22 protein-coding genes are annotated in these 22,276 nt (G+C 46.6%); 7 read left to right on the top strand and 15 right to left on the bottom strand.

Annotated features, from left to right (window positions below):
- Positions 1–96: 96 nt before the first annotated feature.
- Positions 97–1,137 (bottom strand): CAP domain-containing protein, encoded by a 1,041-nt coding sequence (locus tag J6600_RS07590; RefSeq protein ID WP_014417703.1) that lies wholly within the window; start codon positions 1,135–1,137, stop codon positions 97–99.
- Positions 1,138–1,221: 84 nt separating this feature from the next.
- Positions 1,222–1,665: a CBS domain-containing protein gene (locus J6600_RS07585; RefSeq protein WP_209388204.1), complete on the bottom strand. Its 444-nt coding sequence runs from the start codon at positions 1,663–1,665 to the stop codon at positions 1,222–1,224.
- Between the two features lie 140 nt (positions 1,666–1,805).
- Here J6600_RS07585 and J6600_RS07580 point away from each other — a divergent pair, with 140 nt between their 5' ends.
- A complete protein-coding gene (locus J6600_RS07580; protein WP_007409688.1) occupies positions 1,806–2,165 on the top strand; it encodes a YugN family protein in 360 nt (119 codons plus the stop codon).
- Positions 2,166–2,198: 33 nt separating this feature from the next.
- Here J6600_RS07580 and ctaG read toward each other — a convergent pair whose 3' ends face one another.
- From ctaG to cyoE, 6 genes are all read right to left on the bottom strand, one after another.
- Entirely contained in the window at positions 2,199–3,083 is an 885-nt protein-coding gene (gene ctaG, locus J6600_RS07575; RefSeq protein WP_021493723.1) for a cytochrome c oxidase assembly factor CtaG, read from the bottom strand.
- Between the two features lie 24 nt (positions 3,084–3,107).
- The gene (gene ctaF / locus J6600_RS07570; RefSeq protein ID WP_007409686.1) at positions 3,108–3,440 is read right to left on the bottom strand and encodes a cytochrome c oxidase subunit IVB; all 333 of its coding nucleotides are present in this window, start codon (positions 3,438–3,440) and stop codon (positions 3,108–3,110) included.
- A gap of 2 nt (positions 3,441–3,442) precedes the next feature.
- A complete protein-coding gene (ctaE, locus tag J6600_RS07565) occupies positions 3,443–4,066 on the bottom strand; it encodes a cytochrome c oxidase subunit III (protein WP_003154482.1) in 624 nt (207 codons plus the stop codon).
- Positions 4,066–5,934: a cytochrome c oxidase subunit I gene (gene ctaD, locus J6600_RS07560; protein WP_007611227.1), complete on the bottom strand. Its 1,869-nt coding sequence runs from the start codon at positions 5,932–5,934 to the stop codon at positions 4,066–4,068. Before ctaD ends, ctaE begins: the two co-directional genes overlap by 1 nt.
- Positions 5,935–5,965: 31 nt before the next feature.
- Positions 5,966–7,036: a cytochrome c oxidase subunit II gene (coxB, locus tag J6600_RS07555; protein ID WP_014417699.1), complete on the bottom strand. Its 1,071-nt coding sequence runs from the start codon at positions 7,034–7,036 to the stop codon at positions 5,966–5,968.
- A 217-nt stretch (positions 7,037–7,253) separates the two neighbouring features.
- The gene (gene cyoE, locus J6600_RS07550) at positions 7,254–8,171 is read right to left on the bottom strand and encodes a heme o synthase (protein ID WP_003154486.1); all 918 of its coding nucleotides are present in this window, start codon (positions 8,169–8,171) and stop codon (positions 7,254–7,256) included.
- 343 nt (positions 8,172–8,514) lie between these two features.
- On the opposite strand from cyoE, the gene ctaA reads away from it, so the two are divergent.
- Positions 8,515–9,441, top strand: coding sequence for a heme A synthase CtaA (gene ctaA, locus J6600_RS07545; RefSeq protein ID WP_209388203.1), 927 nt, complete (start codon positions 8,515–8,517; stop codon positions 9,439–9,441).
- A gap of 96 nt (positions 9,442–9,537) precedes the next feature.
- Here the strand turns inward: ctaA and pyc are convergent, their stop codons facing one another.
- The 4 genes from pyc to glsA form a co-directional block, all read right to left on the bottom strand.
- Positions 9,538–12,984 (bottom strand): pyruvate carboxylase, encoded by a 3,447-nt coding sequence (gene pyc, locus J6600_RS07540; RefSeq protein ID WP_167409073.1) that lies wholly within the window; start codon positions 12,982–12,984, stop codon positions 9,538–9,540.
- A 75-nt stretch (positions 12,985–13,059) separates the two neighbouring features.
- Positions 13,060–14,271: an FtsW/RodA/SpoVE family cell cycle protein gene (locus J6600_RS07535; RefSeq protein WP_014417696.1), complete on the bottom strand. Its 1,212-nt coding sequence runs from the start codon at positions 14,269–14,271 to the stop codon at positions 13,060–13,062.
- A 204-nt stretch (positions 14,272–14,475) separates the two neighbouring features.
- The gene (locus J6600_RS07530) at positions 14,476–14,757 is read right to left on the bottom strand and encodes an Fpa/YlaN family protein (protein ID WP_003154494.1); all 282 of its coding nucleotides are present in this window, start codon (positions 14,755–14,757) and stop codon (positions 14,476–14,478) included.
- 107 nt (positions 14,758–14,864) lie between these two features.
- On the bottom strand, positions 14,865–15,794 hold the full coding sequence (gene glsA / locus J6600_RS07525; protein WP_209388336.1) for a glutaminase A: 930 nt from the start codon (positions 15,792–15,794) through the stop codon (positions 14,865–14,867).
- Between the two features lie 103 nt (positions 15,795–15,897).
- Between glsA and J6600_RS07520 the strand changes: the two genes are divergently transcribed.
- Positions 15,898–16,374, top strand: a complete 477-nt coding sequence (locus J6600_RS07520; RefSeq protein WP_209388202.1) for a peptidyl-prolyl cis-trans isomerase — start codon at positions 15,898–15,900, stop codon at positions 16,372–16,374.
- On the opposite strand, the gene J6600_RS07515 is transcribed toward J6600_RS07520, so the two are convergent.
- Positions 16,369–17,697: a PhoH family protein gene (locus J6600_RS07515; RefSeq protein ID WP_014417660.1), complete on the bottom strand. Its 1,329-nt coding sequence runs from the start codon at positions 17,695–17,697 to the stop codon at positions 16,369–16,371. The genes J6600_RS07520 and J6600_RS07515 overlap by 6 nt on opposite strands.
- 154 nt (positions 17,698–17,851) lie before the next feature.
- Here J6600_RS07515 and J6600_RS07510 point away from each other — a divergent pair, with 154 nt between their 5' ends.
- Positions 17,852–18,475, top strand: coding sequence for a YhcN/YlaJ family sporulation lipoprotein (locus tag J6600_RS07510; RefSeq protein ID WP_012117484.1), 624 nt, complete (start codon positions 17,852–17,854; stop codon positions 18,473–18,475).
- 102 nt (positions 18,476–18,577) lie between these two features.
- Positions 18,578–18,787, top strand: coding sequence for a YlaI family protein (locus J6600_RS07505; protein WP_209388201.1), 210 nt, complete (start codon positions 18,578–18,580; stop codon positions 18,785–18,787).
- A gap of 41 nt (positions 18,788–18,828) precedes the next feature.
- Here J6600_RS07505 and J6600_RS07500 read toward each other — a convergent pair whose 3' ends face one another.
- Both J6600_RS07500 and typA read right to left on the bottom strand, forming a co-directional pair.
- Positions 18,829–19,149, bottom strand: a complete 321-nt coding sequence (locus J6600_RS07500) for a YlaH-like family protein (RefSeq protein ID WP_209388200.1) — start codon at positions 19,147–19,149, stop codon at positions 18,829–18,831.
- 56 nt (positions 19,150–19,205) lie between these two features.
- Entirely contained in the window at positions 19,206–21,044 is a 1,839-nt protein-coding gene (gene typA, locus J6600_RS07495; RefSeq protein WP_014417657.1) for a translational GTPase TypA, read from the bottom strand.
- Between the two features lie 111 nt (positions 21,045–21,155).
- Here typA and J6600_RS07490 point away from each other — a divergent pair, with 111 nt between their 5' ends.
- Both J6600_RS07490 and J6600_RS07485 read left to right on the top strand, forming a co-directional pair.
- The gene (locus tag J6600_RS07490) at positions 21,156–21,344 is read left to right on the top strand and encodes a YlaF family protein (RefSeq protein WP_003154504.1); all 189 of its coding nucleotides are present in this window, start codon (positions 21,156–21,158) and stop codon (positions 21,342–21,344) included.
- A 311-nt stretch (positions 21,345–21,655) separates the two neighbouring features.
- Entirely contained in the window at positions 21,656–22,273 is a 618-nt protein-coding gene (locus tag J6600_RS07485) for a hypothetical protein (protein WP_014417656.1), read from the top strand.
- The last annotated feature ends 3 nt before the right edge of the window (positions 22,274–22,276 follow it).

The raw sequence follows: 22,276 nt of genomic DNA, 5'->3' as shown, positions 1-22,276 counted from the left end.
AAACAGCAGGTATATATAAAAATTGTTTTTTCGGCAGGAGCGCCGCTCGCGAAAAAACATAAAAAAACCGCGGGGGACGCGCCCCTCTGCGGTTTTTCACTGCCAAGGCTTAATGAAGTTTTGCGTATAATACTTCCGGTCCACGCCGACACCGAGGTGCGTATAATCCGGGCTTAACAGCGCCTTTCTGTGGCCTTCGCTGTTCAGCCAGCCCTCCACGGCGGCAGGACCGTCCACATAGTTGTAGGCAATATTTTCACCGGCCTCCCGGTATTTCACATCGCCTTTTTCTAAGCGGTCCTTCAGAGTCCCGTATTTCTTTGAAACGTGAGAGAAATACTTGTTATCCTTCATGTCCTTGCTGTGGCCGAATGCCACTTTTGCGGCGCCTTCGTCCCATTTCAGCCTTGCAAGTCCGTGTTTCACGCGGATGACATTTGTAATGTCGAGAATCTGCTGTTCACTCGCTCGTTCAATGTCGTTCCATTTTTCATCAGAAACTGGCTCGGGTTCTGTCAGCTTTCCTCTGTACATGACTTCATACGGCCTTTGTTTCACAAGCGTTTCCGCATCAAATGCCCTGATGCTTGAGAGATTCCCGTCAAATTTGTCCATGTACAGCTGAACATACATCCCGCCTATCTTAACGGTGGGACGGGTATTGATATCTTCTTCAGAAAACTCGAACCGATACGTGTTTCCCTTGTCAGTCACATTGACAAAAGGAGAAACCTGCGTCGTTTTAAAAACTTCGCCCGTCGATTCGCCGATCTTAAACGGTTTTGCGTTGATGCCGCTTCCCGAAGCGTATAAAGTCACGGCTTTATCATTCAAAATACCGACTTGTACGTATTGGTCTTTCCCCTGGTTGTACACCCACCACTCGTAATCGTAGGCAGAAGGATCTTTCCGGGACGGTTCCCCAAGTTTCTTTTTCACATCGGCGGCAGATTTCCCCATGAGAGAAAGCAGTCCGGATGACGGCATTTTCAGCCGTTTTCCGCTCTCTTCTTCATTGGAAACCTGAGGCTCCTCCTGATCCGTCTTTTTCTGAGGAGCCGATCCATATTGTATAAACAGAACATACGCTCCGTAAATAAGCAAAAGGATAACGAGAGCCCTTGCGATATTTTTCAACCTCTCACCCCCATATGTTCAAACCGTTCTGTTTTTGTTTACTCTTATACAGTACAGCCTATTTGCATCGTCCGTGATTTATGTTTAATGGATAAACCCCTCCGGACCGCCGTCTTCAGAAATGTCAGACAGCGCCCGGCCTGCTTGCTCATTTGATTGCTCGGCCAGCGAAAGATCGCCGAGCGTAACAATGCCGACCAGTTTTTTATCCTTTGTGACGGGAATTCTTCTGAGCTGATGTTCAGCCATCAAATGGAGCACCTCCTCCACAGAGGCGTCTTCTTCTGCACTGATAACCCGCTCTGTCATTGCGTCGGTTATTTTTTGAGAGTTCGGCTTTTTTGAAGCAATTCCCCGTAATACGAGATCTCTGTCTGTCACGATCCCGACAAGGGTCGCGCCGTCTTCATCCACTATCGGAACGGCGCCGACATCCGCGTCTTTCATCTTCACCGCAGCTTCATATACATTATCTAATACTGTACAATATTGCAAGTCTGACGTCATGAGCTTATTGATCTTTGTCATTGCGGAATTCCTCCTTTTTTCTGCTACTATTGTCGTCAAATTTTTCTTTTTGCATACTTTCACCGTATGAATCATTGAAAGTGTAACGCTTTCATACTATGATTGTCAGGAAAGGGCATTTTTAAAAGGAGGGGGAAGGTTTGAAGTTTGAAAACAGCGGTCTTGAAGGGGTAACAGCGGAGCTCAGCCGCTTGAATGATCTGATGGAAGGTAAAGGGCTCATTCTGGCTGGACAATGGGATTATGAAAGAGTGACTTACGACAAAAAGTTTTCAGTACCTGAGGGGACATTTTATCTGCGGATTCAAGGAACGGCAAAAGAGGGCGATGTCGGCGGCAGCCGGGCCGTGATTCAGCTGAAGGCCCCTCTTTTAGGAAAGCATTATTATCCGCACGGCGTAGAATACGGCAGTGCTGAAGAATTTCCGGAACATGTTGTCGCTGAAAGCAAAGCTTTACTGCTTGAATTGGAAGAGTCATTAAAAACAGTGCAAATGTAATAAAAAAGTACAGCATATTCTGCTGTACTTTTTTTATGAGACGGTATGCTCGATATACGGCGGCTCTGACAGCGTATCTTTTTCCCGTTCCGTTCTGACCCACTGAAAAAAGATGACAGCCAAATATGTTCCGTAGACCGCCTCTTGAATGATTTTCATCAGCACTGCCCCAAGCTGCTGATCTTCCAGAGGAGGCAGCGTGTTAAACATCTCCGGTCCGGATAAAGGAATCTCCTCCAGCAAATCTAAAGGAACGCAAAGCTTCATTGCTTCGGCCCAAGCCGCCGGATCTGTATACGTGGCATACATGGGCGCCCCGCTGAACATAATGAGCGCGCAGGCCGGCGTTAACAGAATCCCGTCTGCCATAATATACCCCAGCTTCATTAAACCGCTGAGACGGGGCAGACCGTCCACCTTATGCACAAGCGGCCACCACATAAAAAACGCCGTTACAAAGATGAGTCCGTTCATCAGCGTGTGATACAGCGAATCCGTTTTGACGAAATCAAATATAAACGGGATGTGATACAGTGAAAAAATACCGTTAAACAGCACTAATGCGATAAGCGGCATTGAAAAGAACGAAAACAGCGGCTTTACGACAGGACGGAAGATCAGTTTTTTCCATGCCCAGCCGGGAATTCCGGAAATCAACAGCGGCGGTACGACTAAAAACAGAACCGCCATCTGCGCCATATGGGCGCTGAACATCACATGGCCCAATAAATCAACCGGACTTCCCGCAGCCGCGTAAAAAAACAGCGCGGAAAGCACAAACAGCACCTTCTCCTTAGCGGCCACACGTCCTTTATGCCGGCTGCACCAGTAAAAGTAAACACCTGTTATCACGGCAGTTATACAAAACAGATACGGGCTCCACATTGCGCGAAACCCGAACATTTCCAAATTAATCAAATCTCTCACTCCCCGCCGCCCCGATTACCACCAAATAATCGTGACAAATGCAAGCACGGTGATAAACGCGACAAATATTCCCGAATACAGAAATAATGACGGCGCTTCATGCCCCTTTTGGCTCATATGCATAAAGTAAAACAGCTGAAAGATGACCTGGATGACCGCAAGCAGGATCAGAAACGGCATCGTAAACCATCCGGCAATGCCGTCAGCAGCCACCGTCAAAAACGCGACAAGCGTAAGGCCGATCATCAAACCGAAGGATATGACCTGATATTTCATCTCCTCGGCATTTTTCTTTTTTCGATATTCGAGATCCGTACTGACAGTCCCTCTGTTTTTGTTATCGTCCATCGTTATCCCACCATCCCCATCAAATATACAACGGTAAAGATAAAGACCCACACGACATCGATAAAATGCCAATATAAGCTGGCCACATAATATTTCGGCGCATTATAAAGGCTGAGCCCTCTTTTCGCATTCCGGATCATCAGCGCGCTGATCCACAACAGCCCGAACGCCACGTGTGCTCCGTGTGTGCCGACGAGCGTGTAAAACGCTGAGCCGAGCGCAGAGCTTGTAATGGTAAAGCCGAATTCGTGAGTGTAATGCATAAATTCATAGATTTCTACCCCTAAAAATCCCGCTCCCAATAATACGGTAACCAGAAGCCACACCTGCATTTTTTTAAAGGAGAAATTTTTCATATGATACATCGCATACACACTCGTTAAGCTGCTCGTTAAAAGAAGCATCGTCGCGATAAACACGATCGGCAGCTCAAACATCTCAGCCGTTGACGGCCCTCCGGCTTTAGATTCCCGTAAAGCAAGAAATGTCGCAAATAGCGAGGCGAACAGAACCGTTTCGCCGCCGAGAAACAGCCAAAATCCCAAAAACTTATTTTTCCCCTCCAGCGTTGCTTTTTCAGGAGAAGCCGGAAAGGTTTCAGCCGTCATTTTTTCCTGCAGCTGCATTACGCCTTCACCCCTTTATCATCATTCGGCAGATCTTCTTTGTGAATATGATAGCCGTAATCATCGACCACAGAGCGAAGCAGCATGGTAAAGAATGTGATGCCGAGCCCTATGAAGATAACCGGAAGCCCCCATGAATAATCGGAGTGGTATAAAAACCCAAACGCTGCGACAAACAGCCCGAAAGATATGATAAACGGCATGATGGAGCCGTTCGGCATATGAATGTCCTCTACAGGCTCTGCAGGCGCCATCCCTTCATTTCCGGCCTGCTTTTCAATCCACAGCGGGTCAAGTCCCCGGACAAACGGAAGCTGTTTAAAATTATATTCCGGCGGCGGCGAAGAGACCGCCCATTCAAGCGTACGACCGTCCAGCCACGGGTCGTTCCCGACGTATTTCCCCTTTATTGAGGTATAAATAATATTGACGACGAGTAAAGCAGCCGCGCCCGCCATGAAAAACGCGCCGATTGAACTGATCAGGTTGCCGGTATCAAGACCCTGGCCGGGCAGATATGTGTAAACGCGCCGCGGCATTCCCATCAAGCCGAGGAAATGCTGAATGAAGAAGGTAAGATGAAACCCGATAAAAAATAAGACGAATGAAATTTTCCCCATCGTTTCATGAAGCACCTTCCCGAACATTTTCGGCCACCAGAAATGCACACCCGCCAGGATGCCGAACACAACGCCGCCGATAATGACATAGTGGAAATGCGCTACGACAAAATACGTATCATGGAACTGATAATCTGCCGCTGCGGCCGCCAGCATGACACCCGTGACTCCTCCGAGTACGAAAGAAGGAATAAAGGCGACGGCATACAGCATAGGCGTCGTGAATTTGACATTTCCTCCCCAGATGGTCAAAAGCCAGTTGAAAATTTTAATGCCCGTAGGCACCGCGATCGCCATCGTCGCAACCGCAAATATCGCATTAGCGATCGGTCCGAGTCCCGTCGTAAACATATGGTGAACCCAAACCATGAACCCGAGAAAGCCGATCAGCACGATCGCAAAGACCATAGACGAATAACCGAACAGACGTTTCCTCGCAAATACGGGAATGATTTCTGAAAAAATCCCAAAGGCGGGAAGAATTAAAATGTACACTTCCGGATGCCCGAAAATCCAAAACAGATGCTCCCAGATTATCGTATTGCCGCCCAATTCAGGATTAAAGAAATTCGTTCCGAACAAACGATCCAGCATCATCAGCGCCAAACCGACGGTGAGCGGAGGAAATGCGAATAAAATGAGTGCCGACGCCACAAATGTCGTCCACGTAAACAGCGGCAATCTCATATACGTCAAACCCGGTGCCCTCATATTAATAATCGTGGCGAGAAAATTGATCCCCGCAATCAGCGTACCTAAGCCTGATATTTGCAGGCCGAGCACGAAAAAGTCTATGCCGTGCCCTTTCGAATTCAGCGCAAGTGACGCGTACGACGTCCATCCTGCATCAGGAGCGCCCCCTAAAAACCAGCTCAGATTCAAAAAGATGCCTCCGAAGAAAAACAGCCAAAATCCGAGCGCATTCAAAAATGGGAACGATACGTCACGCGCCCCGATCTGCAGCGGCACAACCGCGTTCATCAGCCCGAATAACAACGGCATCGCCGCCAGGAAGATCATTGTCGTACCGTGCATCGTCATAATTTCATTAAACTGCTGCGCACCCATAAAATCGTTCCCCGGCCTCAAGAGCTGAATCCTGATAAGCATGGCCTCAAGTCCGCCGACGACGAAGAAAAATCCCCCGGCGATCATATATAAAATCGCGATTTTCTTATGGTCAACCGTCGTCAAATAATCCCAAAGCAAAGAGCTTTTTCTTTGCTGTCCTGTAAGCGTATTCATCATTTGCGACCTCCCCCCTGATATCTCCCTGTCCTCACTTGTTCTCCGCTTTCAGCCCTTTTAAATATTCATACAGCGCATCCGTTTCAGCGTCCGAGAGCTTCGGATAAGTGCCTGTCATTTTATTGCCCGGTTTAATGCTGTCCGGATTTTTCAGCCAGGCTTTTATATTCTCTTTATTCGCATCCTTAATGCCGGCCACTTTGACCCGTTCACCGAAGGTAGCGAGGTTCGGAGCCGTTCTTGCCGCTTCAGCCCGTTTATCATTGGGCTCAACCGCATGACAGCTCAGGCAGTTTTTTTCCTTAAAGAGCTCTTCTCCTTGCGCGGCTAAACCGGAATCTGTTGTATGCTTATAATTTTTCATCGCTTTCGTCCATTGTTTAAATTCTTTTGACGGCAGCGGTTTCACTTTGAAATCCATCAGCGCATGTGAAGGTCCGCACAGCTCTGCGCATTTCCCGAAGAAATATTCTCCCGCTTCTTTGCTGCGTTTAGAATCGAAGGTCAGAAAGAAAGTATTGTCATTATCCGTATTCGTATCGATTTTCCCCCCGGCTGACGGAATCCAGAAAGAGTGTTTCACATCTGAGGACTTCAGCTTGAAATAGACGCGTTCATCTGTCGGAACGATCAGCTCCTGACTTGTCACAAACCCGTAATCAGGATACTCGAATTCCCACCAGTATAAATTCGCCCTTACATTAATCACGAGCGCATCCTCTGCTTTACGGTTTTTCTTATCCATCGGCGACGTATCCGCCAGCGCCAATGTGTCGATGACAACCGGAATGACAAGAATAATCAGAAGCAGGATCGGAATAACGGTCCAGGTGATTTCTAAAAAACGGTTCCCCTCCACCTGTTTCGGTATCGTGTCTTCCCCTACACGCGACCGTCTGAATCTCACAATGACGTAAAAGAAAATAACTGCTACGACCGCAACGACGACAACCATGATAAGTGTGCTGAGCACCGTCAGATCATATTGTTTATCAGCCACTTCGCCGGCAGGCTTGAGTGTGGACAGAAACGGTTTTCCACAGCCGCTCAATAAAAGCGGCACTAAGGCTAATAATGATAAAAGACGCCAACGCTTTAACATTTCACCCAACCCCTTTTTTGAATCAGTACGAGATGCACAAGCAGTAAATCTGCTTCCAGCCGAAATACTTCATTTCCTCATTTCTTAAAATATGAGATTTTTTACTTAAAATTCCATCTATGTATAAAAGCAAAGCCGCCTGATTAAACAAAAGGTCAAGGCGGCGTTTACTAGTTGTCATTGTTTGTTTTGGCGATCAAACAAGCTCATTATTCAATTAAAACAGCGTGAAGACCACCATCGCTACAAAATAAATGGTCATGTAATTAAGCGAATAGACAAACATAAGAGTTGCCCACTTCATGATGTTTTTCATGCGGAATCCCATCAGTCCGAGAACAAGCCATCCGACATTCAGCAAAGTGCCGAGAATGACGATCGGAAGACCGAGACTGCCGAGGAAAAACGGAAGCGGCAGCAGGCATGCGACCCAGACGATAATCTGTCTTTTCGTCACTTCAAAGCCGTGCACTACCGGAAGCATCGGAATATTCGCTGCTCTGTAATCTTCCGTCTTTTTAATCGCAAGCGCTAAAAAGTGCGGAATCTGCCAGATGAATAAAATCATGAATAAAACCCACGCGACAACACCGATGTGCCCTTCAACCGCTGTCCAGCCGATTAACGGCGGCACGGCGCCTGATACACTTCCGACAACCGTATTAATCGTATAACGGCGTTTCGTCCACATTGTATAAAGAACAACGTACGTAAACACGCCGATAAAACCGATGACTGCTGCCATCACAGTGGTCATCAAGAGCATGATAAGTCCTAAAGCAATGAGTAAAATTCCTGACCACAGCGCTTGATTCGGCTGAATCTTTCCGGTTACCGTCGGTCTTACTTTCGTGCGTTCCATTAAATGATCAATATCACGATCGTAATAGTTGTTAACCGCACAAGAACCGGCGATGATCAAAGAAGATCCTATTAATGTAAGAAGCACGGTGTTTAAATTGCCTAAAAAACTCAGACCGGATATATGTAACGCAAGCCACATGCCGGTAAAAGTCGTAATTAAATTCGAATTGACGATTCCTATTTTGATAAGCGAAAGGAAATCCTTCCATGCCGTCGTCTCTTCAATCTGTCCGTCTATAGCTGTATCGTTTAAAATTCTGGAATTAGCCATAACGTAAACCTCCCTTACAAACCTAAAGCAGGTTTTTTAAGACCTGCAACTCTATCATACAAGATAATGACCTGTAAAAAAACATCCTCTTAAATATTAAACGAGAAACAGGAATTTATTTGTGAACTTTTTATGAATTTTACCAAATCCGCCGGTTTCTTAATAAAGCGGTTACTTTATTTCTATCAGACCCATCTGGAATAATCAACCCCATTATCTAAGAAGTCCTGATTCTATTATATTTTTGTGAACAAACAGAATTGAGAATTGCCACAAAACACATATTCGCTTACACTTGGTACGTATATCATTTTGTCCAGTTTGTTAAGAAGGTGAATGTAAAATGAATAAAGCTTTGAAAGCGCTCGGCGTACTGACGACATTCGTCATGCTCGTCGTGCTGATCGGCGGCGCTCTTGTCACAAAGACAGGATCGGGTCTCGGTTGCGGAAGGCAGTGGCCGCTTTGCCACGGCCGGTTTTTCCCGGAGCTTAACGCCGCTTCTATCATTGAATGGAGCCACAGACTCGCAAGCGGTGTCTCAATCGTTCTCGTGCTGAGCCTCGCTTTTTGGGCATGGAGAAAAGTCACGCCTGTTTTCCGTGAAACAACCTTTCTCGCCATTATGTCCATTATCTTTTTATTTTTACAGGCGATTCTCGGCGCATTAGCGGTTGTTTTCGGATCAAATGCGCTCGTTATGGCGCTTCATTTCGGCATATCGCTGATTTCTTTCGCTTCTGTTCTAATTTTGACGCTGCTCATATTTGAAGCTGATAAATCAGACAAAAAGCTCGTCAAGCCGCTCAGAATCGGCAGGAAAATGCAGTTTCATATGATCGGTCTTTCGATTTACACGTATATCGTCGTTTATACGGGGGCTTATGTACGCCATACGAAATCAAGCCTTGCCTGCCCTGACGTTCCGCTTTGCAGCAGGCTGAACCACGGGCTTCCGTCCCATTTTCAGGAATGGGTGCAGATGGGCCACAGAACGGCAGCGCTGCTTCTGTTCGTATGGATTCTTGTCGCTTTTGCACATGCGGTGCGCTCCTACAAAGATCAAAAACAGATTCTTGGGGGCTGGATAGCGGCTCTTGTCTTTGTTTTATTACAGGCGCTGTCCGGAATCATGGTTGTTTATTCAGAAATGGCCACCGGTTTTGCACTTGCCCATTCGCTCTTTATTGCCGGCCTGTTCGGCGTCTTATGCTATTTCTTATTATTAATCGCCCGCTTCCGCTATGAATCAAAACAGCGGAACATCTGAGGCACATGAAAAGGCCGAAGCATTAGAGCTTCGGCCTTTTTACATATAAAAAAACCTGATCGCACACGGGGGCGGATCAGGTTTTTTATATTCATTTTACGCTTTTTCAATTTCGATCAGTAAATCACCTGTCTGAATCGGTTCACCGTTTTTCACATGAATCTGCTGTATCGTCCCGGAGAACGGCGCCTGTACCGTCGTCTCCATTTTCATCGCTTCATTAATCATCAGATGATCGCCTTTATTTACCTTTGCCCCGGTTTCCGTTAACAATTTAATGACGGTTCCCGGCATGGATGCCGCAATGTGGCTTGGGTTTGTCCGATCTGCTTTTAATTTTTCCTGTACGGACGATTTAATGCTTTCATCTTTAATGACCACCTCACGCGGCTGGCCGTTCAATTCGAAATAAACGACACGTGTCGCATCTGGCTGCGGTTCACCGATAGATACAAGCTTCACAATCAGCGTTTTTCCGCGCTCGATTTCCACTTCGATTTCTTCACCGAGCGTCATCCCGTAGAAGAAAGTCGGTGTGTCTAATACGGAAATATCACCGAAGCGTTCAGCCGTTTTAACATATTCAGTAAACACCTTCGGATAAAGAGCATACGCGATTGCGTCCTGATCACTCAATTCCATCTGATGTGTTTCTTTCCATTCTTCTTTAATACCTTCAAAAGATACCGGTTCAAGCAGCTCACCCGGTCTTACCGTGATCGGCGTCTGTCCTTTCAGAACGAGCTTTTGCAGTTTTTCCGGAAATCCGCCGTGCGGCTGGCCGATCTGCCCTTTAAAGAGCTCAACGACTGAATCCGGAAAATCAAGCATTTCGCCTTTATCATAAACATCTTGTTCTGTTAAATTGTTTTGCACCATGTAAAGCGCCATATCTCCGACGACTTTGGAAGAAGGTGTTACTTTCACGACGTCGCCGAACATGCGGTTGACGACGCTGTACATGTCTTTCACCTCATTCCAGCGATCACCGAGGCCGACTCCTTTTGCCTGCTGCTGCAGATTGCTGTACTGGCCGCCCGGCATTTCATGATTATAAATCTCAGTATGAGGAGACTTCATCCCGCTTTCAAATTCACTGTAATACTGACGGACGGATTCCCAGTATTGCGACAGTCTTTCCACCTGCCGGACATCCATTTCAGGACGGCGGCTGTTTCCTTCAAGGGCATGATAAAATCCGCTTGCGCTCGGCTGTGAAGTCAGACCCGCCATTGAGCTGACGGCGACATCCACGATGTCCACACCCGCTTCAACAGCTTTGGCATAGAGAAAGACGCCATTGCCGCTCGTATCATGCGTGTGAAGATGAACGGGAATATCAATCGTTTCCTTCAGCGCTGAGATAAGTTCGTATGCGGCTTGAGGTTTCAAAAGACCGGCCATGTCTTTAATACCGAGAATGTGTGCACCAGACGCCTCAAGCTCTTTCGCCATAGAAAGATAATACTTCAAATCATATTTCGTCCGGGTCTTATCAAGAATATCTCCCGTGTAACAAATCGCAGCCTCCGCCACTTTTCCGGTTTCACGGACGGCATCGATGGCCAGCGTCATCCCTTTTACCCAGTTCAGGCTGTCAAAGATCCGGAATACGTCAATACCTGACTCCGCTGACTGCCGGACAAATTTTTGGATGACATTGTCCGGATAGTTTGTATAACCGACGGCATTTGATGAACGAAGCAGCATCTGGAACAATGTGTTCGGCACTTCCTTGCGGAGATCTTCAAGGCGTTTCCAAGGGTCTTCTTTTAAGAAACGGTACGCTACATCAAATGTCGCGCCTCCCCACATTTCAAGGCTGAACAATTCAGGCCACAGGGCAGCCGTAGGATTCGCGATTTTTTTCAAATCATTGGATCTGATCCGTGTTGCGAGCAGGGACTGATGGGCATCCCTGAACGTTGTATCGGTCAGGAGCACGGATTTTTGCTCTTTCACCCAGTCTGCAAGCCCCTCGGCGCCTCTTTCATCAAGGATCTGTTTCGTACCGCTTGCCGGCTTTTCCCCGATATCTAACGTAACGGTCTGAGGCTTATCAAATGCAGGTTTTTCTTTTTTCCCGATTCCCGGAAAACCGTTCACCGTGACATTGCCGATATAGGAAAGCATTTTTGTTCCGCGGTCCTTCTGTTTTGGGAAAACAAACAGCTCAGGCGTTGTGTCGATAAATGATGTGTCGTATTGGCCCGTCAGAAATTTTTCATGCTTTGCCACGTTTTCAAGAAACGGAATATTGGTCTTAATGCCCCTGATCCTGAATTCCTGCAGGTTGCGGACCATTTTTGCTGATGCCTGTTCAAATGTCAGCGCCCATGTCGACAGTTTGACGAGCAGTGAATCATAATAAGGCGTGATGACGGCGCCCTGGAAGCTGTTTCCCGTATCAAGGCGGACGCCGAAGCCGCCGCCTGAGCGGTAAGCCATAATTTTACCCGTGTCAGGCATAAAGTCATTCAGCGGATCTTCAGTGGTCACACGTGATTGTATCGCATACCCGTTTGTAAAAATGTCTTTCTGCTCAGGGATATTGACGGCACGGCTGTGCAGTCCGTGGCCCTGCGCGACGAGGATTTGCGTCTGAACGATATCAACCCCCGTTATCATTTCCGTAATCGTATGCTCCACTTGCACGCGCGGGTTCACTTCAATAAAGTAAAATTCACCGCCCGCTACGAGAAATTCCACGGTCCCCGCGTTGATATAGCCGACATTTTTCGCAAGCGCCACAGCCGCTTCACAGATTTCGTCCCTTAATTCAGGCTGCAAAGATACACTCGGCGCCACCTCAATGACCTTTTGATGGCGTCTCTGAACGGAACAGTCCCGCTCATACAGATGGACGACATTGCCTTCTTTATCTCCGATCACCTGAACTTCAATATGCTTAGGATTTTCGATCAGTTTTTCAACATACACTTCATCGTTTCCGAATGCAGCTTTCGCTTCTGATTTGGCCCGCTCAAACGATTCTTTCAATTCGCTTTCGCTTCGGACGATTCTCATTCCGCGGCCTCCGCCTCCGAGCGATGCTTTAATAATAAACGGAAATCCGTGTACTTTTGCGAATTGTTCGACATCTTTTAATGTTTCAGCCGGTCCGTCACTCCCCGGAATAACGGGGATGCCGGCTTTTTCTGCCTGCTCCCTCGCCTTTACCTTATCTCCGAACATATCCAAATGCGCTGACGTCGGTCCGATAAATACGATGCCCTCTTCTTCACAGCGCCTCGCAAATTGGATATTTTCAGAGAGAAATCCGTAGCCCGGATGAATGGCATCTACGCCGTTTCTTTTTGCGATCTCAATAATCCCTTCAATATCAAGATACGCGTCAATCGGTTTTTTGCCTTCTCCCACAAGATAAGCTTCATCCGCTTTATAGCGATGATAGGAGCCCGAATCTTCTTTTGAATAAACGGCTACCGTTCTGATGTTCAATTCTGTGCACGCCCGGAAAATCCGGATCGCAATTTCTCCCCTGTTTGCTACTAACACTTTTTGGATGGATTGTTGTGACAAACTTTTCTCCCCCTTGGCCTAATAAATATGTAGTTTATAATAAAGGAATATCCGTCCTGTGTATACACTTGTTTTTTAGAGATACACAGATTTTTCCGTCTGCCGTCTTTTTACCCCCTTAGACGGAACGGGCTCCCTCTTTTTCTTCTTTTCTGAGTACTTGACATGCATGCTGACATTCACCAATATACCGGCGCTCGTTAATAACAAAAACATTGATGAGCCCCCGTAGCTGATAAATGGCAGCGGAACACCTGTGATCGGAATTAAACCGCTGACACCGCCGAGATTGATAAAGGTCTGAATCGCAATCATGCTGGATATCCCGATTGCCAAAAGGCTCCCGAACGGATCTTCACATTTTCTCGCAATATAAAAACCTTTTAACACGACAAAAGCCAGCAGCACAATGACAAACAGGACGCCGAAAATGCCGAGCTCCTCTGAAATAACCGCCATAATAAAGTCTGTATGCGATTCAGGCAGATAACCGTATTTTTGAATGCTTTCTCCAAGACCGAGACCGAAAAAACCGCCTGAGCCGATCGCATAATACGAATTTATAATCTGCAGGCCTGATGTGCTGGCATATTTAAAGGGATTTTCAAGGCTTTCAAACCGGCTCATACGCCCGGGTGTCAAAATATCGTCCCATTTCAGATAGATGATCGGGCTGACAAGGAGTAATACGATTCCCGCCATGAGAACCAGCTTGAGCAGGGTCCTTCCGCTGAATCCCGAACACATAATGACGCAAAGCGCGATCAGACCGATAATCATCGCCGTTCCGAAGTCAGGCTGAATAGCGATAAGCGCACAAATGACTACGGTGACGATCACCGGCGGCGCAACCCCCGTCAAAAGCTGATCGATATAGCTTTGTTTCTTTGCGTATACCGCGGCAAGGTACAGTATCAGGGTCAGCTTGACAAATTCCCCCGGCTGAATGGCCATTCCGCCGATTTTAAACCAGCTTTGCGCGTTTCCGGCAACATGTCCGAAAACAAACAGCGCGCAAAGCGCAGCCACTGACGCAAGCAGTATGAATTTCTGAATCTTTTGATGGGCGAACACTTTGTACGGAAAAACGGCCGCGATAATAAACAGCACAAACCCCGCGATGACGGCGAACAGCTGCCGTTTAAAGAAATAGTCGCTGCTCACGCCGTAACGCATAACGGCGGTAATCATGCTTGAGCTGTATACCATGACCAATCCGAAACTGCACAGCAGAATGATAGCGCATATCAATGAATAATCGTAAGATTTTAACATTCTTTTAAACATAACATCCTCTTTCCTGCTTAAAGCTTACGTTTAATACCTATTGCGTATTATATTTTACTATAATTCATAAACAATTTACGCAGTTTCTTTATAGTTTTTCGGATGAAATGCAGATTAAGAGACCGTCTTACGAAAAGAAGATGCAAAAAAACGGTTTACGGTTATAAAAAAACCCAAACCGTTGAATAGTTTGAGTTTGATCATTTATTTTCCTGTAAACGCGTCATGCAAAGCAGACAGTTCTCTTTCAAGTCTGTCCAGCAGCTCTTTGCCGTCGTTTTCGTCAACTAATCCCAGGCGGACAGCAAAATCGATTTCCCTCGACAGTCCGAACATCTGAGTATCCAAGACCTCTTCATACAGAGGACATTGAGGCATCGTTAAGTTATCCATTTGTACTCGGATCAGCTTCAAAATCTTCTCAGCATCTAACTTCAACAGCTCGAATGCTTTCTGCTGATGGTCAACTATAATCTCTGAAGCCAAAAGTATCCCTCCGTTCCCCAGGCGAGTACCTAATTCTTCTATTTATCATAAAGGGTATCAGGTGAAATTGCAAGAGGATTTAAGCAGATGTTATGATAAAAAATGTTTCAAAAAATACTCAGCCTGTATTTCTCAGACATGATTTCCAAAAGCTTCACACCCGCGATGCTGTTGCCTTTTTCATCAAGCGCCGGGCCGAATATACCGATTCCGAAGTTGTACGGCGAAATGCCCATGATTCCTCCCGAAACGCCGCCTTTAGCGGGAATGCCGACCTTGATTGCGAATTCCCCGCTCGCATTGTACATGCCGCATGTCACCATAAACGTCTTGCAGATTCTCGCCACATCTTTTTTAATGACCTGCTCCCCGGTTTCCGGATGCTTGCCGTCAAGGGCGAATACACAGCCGATTTTGGCTAAATCCAGACTGCTCATCTTAATCGCGCACTGTTTTGTATACAAATCCATGACCTCTTCAACATCACCTTTAAAAATGTCATACTGCTTCATGTAATAACACATGGCCCGATTAATCATGGATGAACTGAATTCCGATTCCGCGACATGGCTGCAATATGTAATGTCCTGATTATTCGCAAGTCTTCTGATGAATCCGAGCAGGTAATCCAGGCGGTCTTTCGGCGAATGCCCTTTAATTAAGCCCGTAACGACGAGAGCCCCTGCATTAATCATCGGATTTAAAGGCTTGCCCGGATTCATTGTTTCAAGCTTAATCATGGAATTAAACGGGTCGCCGGTCGGCTCCTGACCCACGCAGCTGAACACCTTTTCCTTTCCGTAATCCATCAGTACGAGCGCCAGAGAAAGCACTTTCGAAATGCTCTGCAGCGTAAATGTCCGGTCGGCGTCTCCTGCCGACAGACATGTATTTTCCGCATGATAAATCGTGACCGAAAGGCTGTCTTGTTCAGATTCAGCCAGAGCTGGAATATAGTCTGCCACTTTGCCTTCTTCGGTCCTTTTTTTCGCTTCCTGAACTAATGCGTCCAGCTCTTGGTAATGCCGGCATACCATGTCGATCACCCTCACTTCGCTGCCGTTGTATACATCTAATTTGCGACGCAAAGTGACAATTCATGCGAAAACTTTTATACTTTAAGTAAAGGGGGGCTTCACCATGAGCGTTATTCAAGTAAAAGGCAATGTTACATACCCGATTACAATTGATCCGAGTGTCTGGATTTTCGATGACCGTAAGTTTCCGTTTGAAAAAAATCAGCCCGTTCATCCGGACGGCTCTGCAGAAACCCAGGAGCATACGCTTGATTCGGAACGGGTGATCAGAGAAGGGCGCATTTCGCCGCCGACTTTAAAAAGCGAAAAACGTTATGAAAAAGAAAGACTGATGAACGGCAGCTTCGCCATGAAGCTCGGCGCTGTTTTAGCAAATGCCGAGCCGAAAGAAAGCGCTGTCCTGTGCGCATTTATTTCAAAATCAGAAAGAACCGAAGTGCCGCTCGAAAAGGCGATGGACGCAATCGCGCATTTCAGCGATGCGGGGAAACCCCTTCAAGACGGCGGCCCGGTTCATTTTTACGTGGACGGAGACTTTGAAAAACCGATAACGGGCGTCACAGAAATCGAAGTTTTATAACAAATCGGCGGCAAGCTGTGCAAGGCCGGATCTCTCACCTTTCACAAGCTTCACGCTGCCGGAGACGGTTTGTTCTTTAAACCGTTCTACAACATAAGCAAGTCCGTTGTTTAAACTGTCTAAGTATGGGTGATCTATTTGCTCCGGATCGCCCATCAGGACAATTTTGCTGCCCTCTCCCACCCGAGTCAAAAGCGTTTTGACCTCGTGCCTCGTCAAATTCTGAGCCTCATCAATAATAATAAATTGATCCGGAATGCTTCTTCCCCGAATGTATGTCAGCGCCTCCACCTGAATCGATCCGATTCCTGCCAAAATCGCTTCAAGTTCACCCGGCTTTTTCGCATTGAATAAAAATTCAAGATTATCAAAGATCGGCTGCATCCACGGCTTGAGCTTTTCCTCTTTTTCGCCCGGCAAATATCCGATATCCTTTCCCACCGGGACGATGGGACGCGCGACGATCAGTTTTTTATAAATACCGAGATCCTCCGTCTGCAGAAGCCCTGCCGCAAGAGCAAGCAAGGTTTTTCCCGTTCCCGCTTTTCCGATCAGGGTGACAAGCGGGATATCTTCCCTCAGCAGGAGTTCAAGCGCCATTGTCTGCTGGACGTTCTTCGGCCTGATACCCCATACGTGCTCATCATCGAAAACGAGTCTTTTTACGGTCTCGCCTTTCTTATCTGCCATGCCGACCGCAGACGAAGATCCTCCTAATTCATCTTTCATCAGCACAAATTGATTCGGATAAACTTGATGCTGCTGAAGCTCCTTAACTGAAATTTGTTTGTTTTTATAAAACGAGGCAAACCGCTCTTTATTCATAAATATATCTTTGTACCCGCTATATATTTCATCATGATCAACGACTCTGTCGTTTAAAAAGTCCTCCGCCAAAAGCCCGATGGCATCCGCCTTTACCCTGACAAGCACATCTTTGCTGACCAGGATGACGAGGCGGCCGTTTTCTTTCGTTTCCTCCTCAAGGCTTAAATTTTTTGCCACCGCCAAAATGCGGTTATCATTCGTTTTTTCGATAAAAATTTCTTGGAGCTGGTGAAATGACCGGTGGTTCAGTTCAATTCTGAGCGTTCCTCCGCTTTCAAGCGGAACTTTCTCGTGCAGCCTTCCTTTCTCCCTGAGCCCGTCTATCAGCTTAGATACGTGCCTCGCATTTCTCCCGACCTCGTCCATATACCGCTTTTTTGAATCAACCTCTTCCAGCACGACGGCGGGGATGACAACTTCGTTTTCTTCAAAGGAAAAAATGGCGTTAGGATCCTGCAAAAGTACATTCGTATCTAACACATAAATTTTACTCAAGTCTCAGCCTCCTGAAATAAGGATCAAAGCCCATCGTGTGCTTCTCTTTCCGCGAAAAACGGGGATGCCTGCTAAAATATATGATTTGGTGAATAAAGATAGAAGGTTAATTCAACAATAAAATAAATGAAAGCATTCAAGGAGGAAATCTGACGTGCGAATTCTTTTCATTATCATACAAGCCTTGTTTATCCTTACCGGCTGCACTGCTGTACAGGACGGCCGCGGCCGCAATATTCAGAACGAATCAGCCGATCAGCGCGATGCAAAACCGATCCATGTGAAAAATACGGCTCCTGAGACAGCTGAAAATCCCGGCCGGACAGACATCGCTAAGCATCTCGTCGAGGTAACCGAAAAAATCCCCGGCATTTCAGATGCCACCGCGGTTGTACTCGGAAGATACTCCGTTGTCGGAATCGATGTGGATGACAATTTAGAAAGAAGCAAAGTGGAGAGCATTAAATACACGGTTGCCCAGGCGTTAAAAAACGATCCTTACGGCGCCAATGCCGTTGTCGTGGCTGATCCTGATACGGTTTCCCGTCTGAGAGGCATGGGCAGCGACATTAAGGCCGGCCGCCCTGTTTCAGGCATTTTGGACGAACTTGCCGCCATCGTCGGCCGCGTCATGCCGGAAGTCCCGAATGATGTGACCGACAATGAAAAAGAATCACCGACTCAATCGAATGATGATCAGCTGAACCAAAGAGACCAGAACAAGCTGCAGAACGAACAGAACGATCAATCGGATCATCATATGAAAAACCGCCGGTAAAAAGCAGCGCCCGCTCCAAAGGAAGGGCGCTGCTTTCTTTCCCTTTGGCAGGAGGGGCATCCATGATATAATGCTTGTCATAGTGAAAGAGGTGAAAAATCAATGAGAGTAAAATGTTCCATTTGCGACAAAATCGAACAAATTGATGATGAAACACTGACAGCCAAACGCCTCCGCAATCGTCCGATTCATACATATATGTGCCGGGGATGCCATGACCGAATCAAAGTCAAAACGGAGGCGCGGCTGAATACCGGACACTTTTCCTTTCATCCCGGACAAAAAGCGAAAAAAGATAAACTGAAAAAATAAACCGAATAAAAAATGACCCGCCGGAAGGCAAGGTCATTTTTTTATTGCGGTTTAGTTGACTGGCTTTTTTTGGACTGGTGCAGACGGATTTTGTAAACGATCAAAATCAAGGCGGCGACAACCAGCCCTTCTCCGACCGGCAGAAACACACCGAAAAAAGTCAGCACGGTGCAGCCGAGCACGAGAAAGAGATAAACTGCCGCAGCCTTCAACACCGGCAGCCGTTTGGCAAAGCCGAGTTTAAATACAATCACCGAAAGCACGACGATCGTTCCGTATAACAGCCACATTCCCGTCAGCGGATGCTCATCCACTTGGTAAAGAGCCGCAAAGAACGACAGCCGTTCACTTACTTCATTCAAAAGGATCCCCCTCCCCTTTTCCGTTCGGGTTCTACCTTTTCAAATTCTGCAAGTGATTAAGACATTCCTGCTGTTTTTTTCTTTTTCGCCGCTTTTTCACGTTCGTTTTTGTTCAGGATTTTCTTTCTTAAACGGATGGATTCCGGCGTTACTTCACAGTATTCATCCTCGTTTAAGTACTCGAGTGATTCTTCAAGCGACATAATGCGCGCTTTCTTAATCGTAGTCGTTTGATCCTTCGTAGCGGAACGGACGTTTGTCTGCTGTTTCATTTTGCTGACATTGACGACAAGGTCATTGTCACGGTTATGTTCACCGACAATCATGCCTTCATATACTTCTGTTCCAGGCTCAACGAAGATGACGCCGCGGTCTTCAATACCTTGAATTCCGTAAGATGTCGCTTTTCCGTTTTCCATGGAAACGAGCACACCCTGACGGCGGCCTCCGACTTGGCCTTTTTGCATCGGCTGATAGCTGTCAAACGTGTGGTTCAGGATACCGAAACCGCGTGTCAGTGACAGAAACTCAGTAGAATAGCCGATGAGTCCGCGTGAAGGTACGGTAAAGATCAGGCGGACCTGGCCGTTTCCGTTATTAATCATATCAAGCATTTCGCCTTTTCTCGCACCCATTGATTCCATAACAGAACCGGTATGCTCTTCAGGCACGTCAATCTGCACGCGCTCAACAGGCTCGCAGCTTACGCCGTCGATTTCCTTAATGATAACTTCAGGCTTAGACACTTGAAGCTCATAGCCTTCACGGCGCATGTTTTCAATTAAAATGGACAGGTGAAGCTCACCGCGTCCTGAAACAACCCATGCGTCAGGTGATGCAGTCGGTTCGACACGGAGACTGACATCTGTTTGAAGCTGCGCGTTCAGACGCTCTTCAATTTTACGGGATGTGACATATTTGCCTTCACGACCTGCAAACGGGCTGTTGTTTACGACAAATGTCATTTGGAGCGTAGGCTCATCAATGCGCAGAACCGGCAGCGGCTCATGGTGTTCAGCCGGACAAACCGTTTCACCGACGTTGATGTCTTCCATGCCCGAAACGGCAACGAGGTCTCCCGCTCTCGCTTCTTCAATTTCCACGCGTTTCAATCCTTGGAAACCGAAGATTTTCGTTACGCGGAATGATTTTACCGTTCCGTCAAGTTTCATCAATGAAACCTGCTGACCCACTTTCATCGTGCCGCGGAAAACGCGTCCGATACCGATACGGCCGACATAATCATTGTAATCAAGCAGCGCCACTTGGAATTGAAGAGGCTCTTCGGCGTTATCAACCGGGGCAGGGACATGTTCAAGAATCGTTTCATACAGTGATTCCATATTTTCGTCCTGCTTTTTCGGATCCAGACTTGCCGTTCCGTTAATCGCAGAAGCATAGACGACAGGGAACTCAAGCTGTTCTTCGTTTGCGTCAAGCTCGATGAACAAATCAAGCACTTCATCAATGACTTCTTCCGGACGGGCGAAATCACGGTCGATTTTGTTTACGACGACAACCGGATTTAAGTTCTGCTCAAGGGCTTTTTTCAGTACAAAACGGGTTTGCGGCATGCAGCCTTCATATGCGTCAACGACTAACAGAACGCCGTCAACCATTTTCATAATCCGTTCTACCTCTCCGCCGAAGTCGGCGTGTCCCGGAGTGTCCAAAATATTAATGCGTGTATCTTTATAGTTAATCGCAGTATTTTTCGCAAGAATTGTAATACCGCGTTCACGTTCAAGATCGTTTGAATCCATTGCGCGCTCGGCAATATTTTCGTTGGCACGGAATGTTCCGGCTTGGTGAAGCAATTGGTCTACCAAAGTCGTTTTCCCATGGTCAACGTGGGCAATAATCGCGATGTTGCGAAGATCGTTTCGAAGTTTCACATTTTCATCTCCTAAAAAAATTAGATAACTTTCATATTATACCACACATCCTCTTTAAAAGCGTTACGTTTTTCTGTAAACTGAAAGTATGACGTTAAAGGGGATGGAAATATGAAAAAATTGAATTGGCTCTTATTATTATTTGCATTCGCAGCAGTCTTCAGCATGATGCTGATCGGCGTATCAATCGCTGAGAAAAGCGCATGGGGCATCATCGGAAGCATTGTTCTCGTTATCGCCATGATGGGAAGCGGTTTCACCGTAAAGAAAAAAATGCGCGAACAGGGACTGCTTGATTAAAAGCATGACCCTTTGCAAAATTCCGTAAACATGAAAAGCACAATATCTAATAAAGCCTGAATCAAAGATTCAGGCTTTTTTACATCCTCAAAACAGGCTTTAGATGTAAGGCTTATCTCCCCCGCCGCCTAGTCAGGAAGCCGGAAATGACGGCCCCCACTCTAGTTACATCAGCAGATTCCCTCAGAAAATGAAGTCTGAAATAGTCCGGCATCGTTATGCAGAAAATACCATACCTCCTATATCAATTCCATCATTGTCTTTTTATACTTGTGGCTGTAAGCAAATACACATGACAAGGAGAGAACGAAATGAAAACATCTTTTTTGAAGAAAACCGCTGTAACTGCCGCCGCAACCGCCTCAGCCGCCTTGCTTGCATTCAGTCCGCTTGATTCTGCCGGCGCAAAAACGATCCAGGCAAATGAACCGCATATCCTGCAGGCTTCCGCAGAGAAAACACCGGAAGACGCGGCAAAACTCATTGACATCATCAGCCAATCGATTTACGAAAAAGACGGTGTCTATTATTTTGACAGCGAAAAAGCGGTGGAATTGGGATTAGATCAAGAACAAGCCCAGATCATTCAAAAGCTGTGGGACAGTTCAACCGAATTTTTAACCGTTCTTTCCCAATGTATTGAGAAAACGGACGGCGAATATACATTTAATAAAGAAAAAGCGGTGGAGCTCGGCTTTACGGAAAAAGAGGCCCTTATCGTTGATCAGCTGTTCACCGCTTTTTCCCAAAGTCTTCATATCCTTCAATCTGCGCTGATTGAAGAAGACGGTGAGTATACGTTTGATCAGGACCTTGCTGAAAAAGCAGGAGCAGGAAAAAAAGAAGCAAAGCTGTGTGCCGGATTCTTTAATTCACTGCCCCAGGAATTGCTTGAAGGCATTTATACAGCCTTTCATCCGGCTGAGTAAACG

This window comes from Bacillus sp. LJBV19 (assembly GCF_017797845.1).
Taxonomy (GTDB): Bacteria; Bacillota; Bacilli; order Bacillales; family Bacillaceae; genus Bacillus; species Bacillus velezensis.
This window is presented reverse-complemented; position numbering and strand designations above follow the sequence as displayed.

Excerpts from the sequence above, each read along its gene's own strand:
- J6600_RS07585 (WP_209388204.1), bottom strand. The coding sequence starts at position 1,665 with ATGACAAAGATCAATAAGCTCATGACGTCAGACTTGCAATATTGTACA.
- ctaF (WP_007409686.1), bottom strand. The coding sequence starts at position 3,440 with ATGGACGATAACAAAAACAGAGGGACTGTCAGTACGGATCTCGAATAT.
- ctaE (WP_003154482.1), bottom strand. The coding sequence starts at position 4,066 with ATGCAGCTGCAGGAAAAAATGACGGCTGAAACCTTTCCGGCTTCTCCT.
- ctaD (WP_007611227.1), bottom strand. The coding sequence starts at position 5,934 with ATGATGAATACGCTTACAGGACAGCAAAGAAAAAGCTCTTTGCTTTGG.
- coxB (WP_014417699.1), bottom strand. The coding sequence starts at position 7,036 with ATGTTAAAGCGTTGGCGTCTTTTATCATTATTAGCCTTAGTGCCGCTT.
- cyoE (WP_003154486.1), bottom strand. The coding sequence starts at position 8,171 with ATGGCTAATTCCAGAATTTTAAACGATACAGCTATAGACGGACAGATT.
- ctaA (WP_209388203.1), top strand. The coding sequence starts at position 8,515 with ATGAATAAAGCTTTGAAAGCGCTCGGCGTACTGACGACATTCGTCATG.
- J6600_RS07535 (WP_014417696.1), bottom strand. The coding sequence starts at position 14,271 with ATGTTTAAAAGAATGTTAAAATCTTACGATTATTCATTGATATGCGCT.
- glsA (WP_209388336.1), bottom strand. The coding sequence starts at position 15,794 with ATGGTATGCCGGCATTACCAAGAGCTGGACGCATTAGTTCAGGAAGCG.
- J6600_RS07520 (WP_209388202.1), top strand. The coding sequence starts at position 15,898 with ATGAGCGTTATTCAAGTAAAAGGCAATGTTACATACCCGATTACAATT.
- J6600_RS07505 (WP_209388201.1), top strand. The coding sequence starts at position 18,578 with ATGAGAGTAAAATGTTCCATTTGCGACAAAATCGAACAAATTGATGAT.
- J6600_RS07490 (WP_003154504.1), top strand. The coding sequence starts at position 21,156 with ATGAAAAAATTGAATTGGCTCTTATTATTATTTGCATTCGCAGCAGTC.
- J6600_RS07485 (WP_014417656.1), top strand. The coding sequence starts at position 21,656 with ATGAAAACATCTTTTTTGAAGAAAACCGCTGTAACTGCCGCCGCAACC.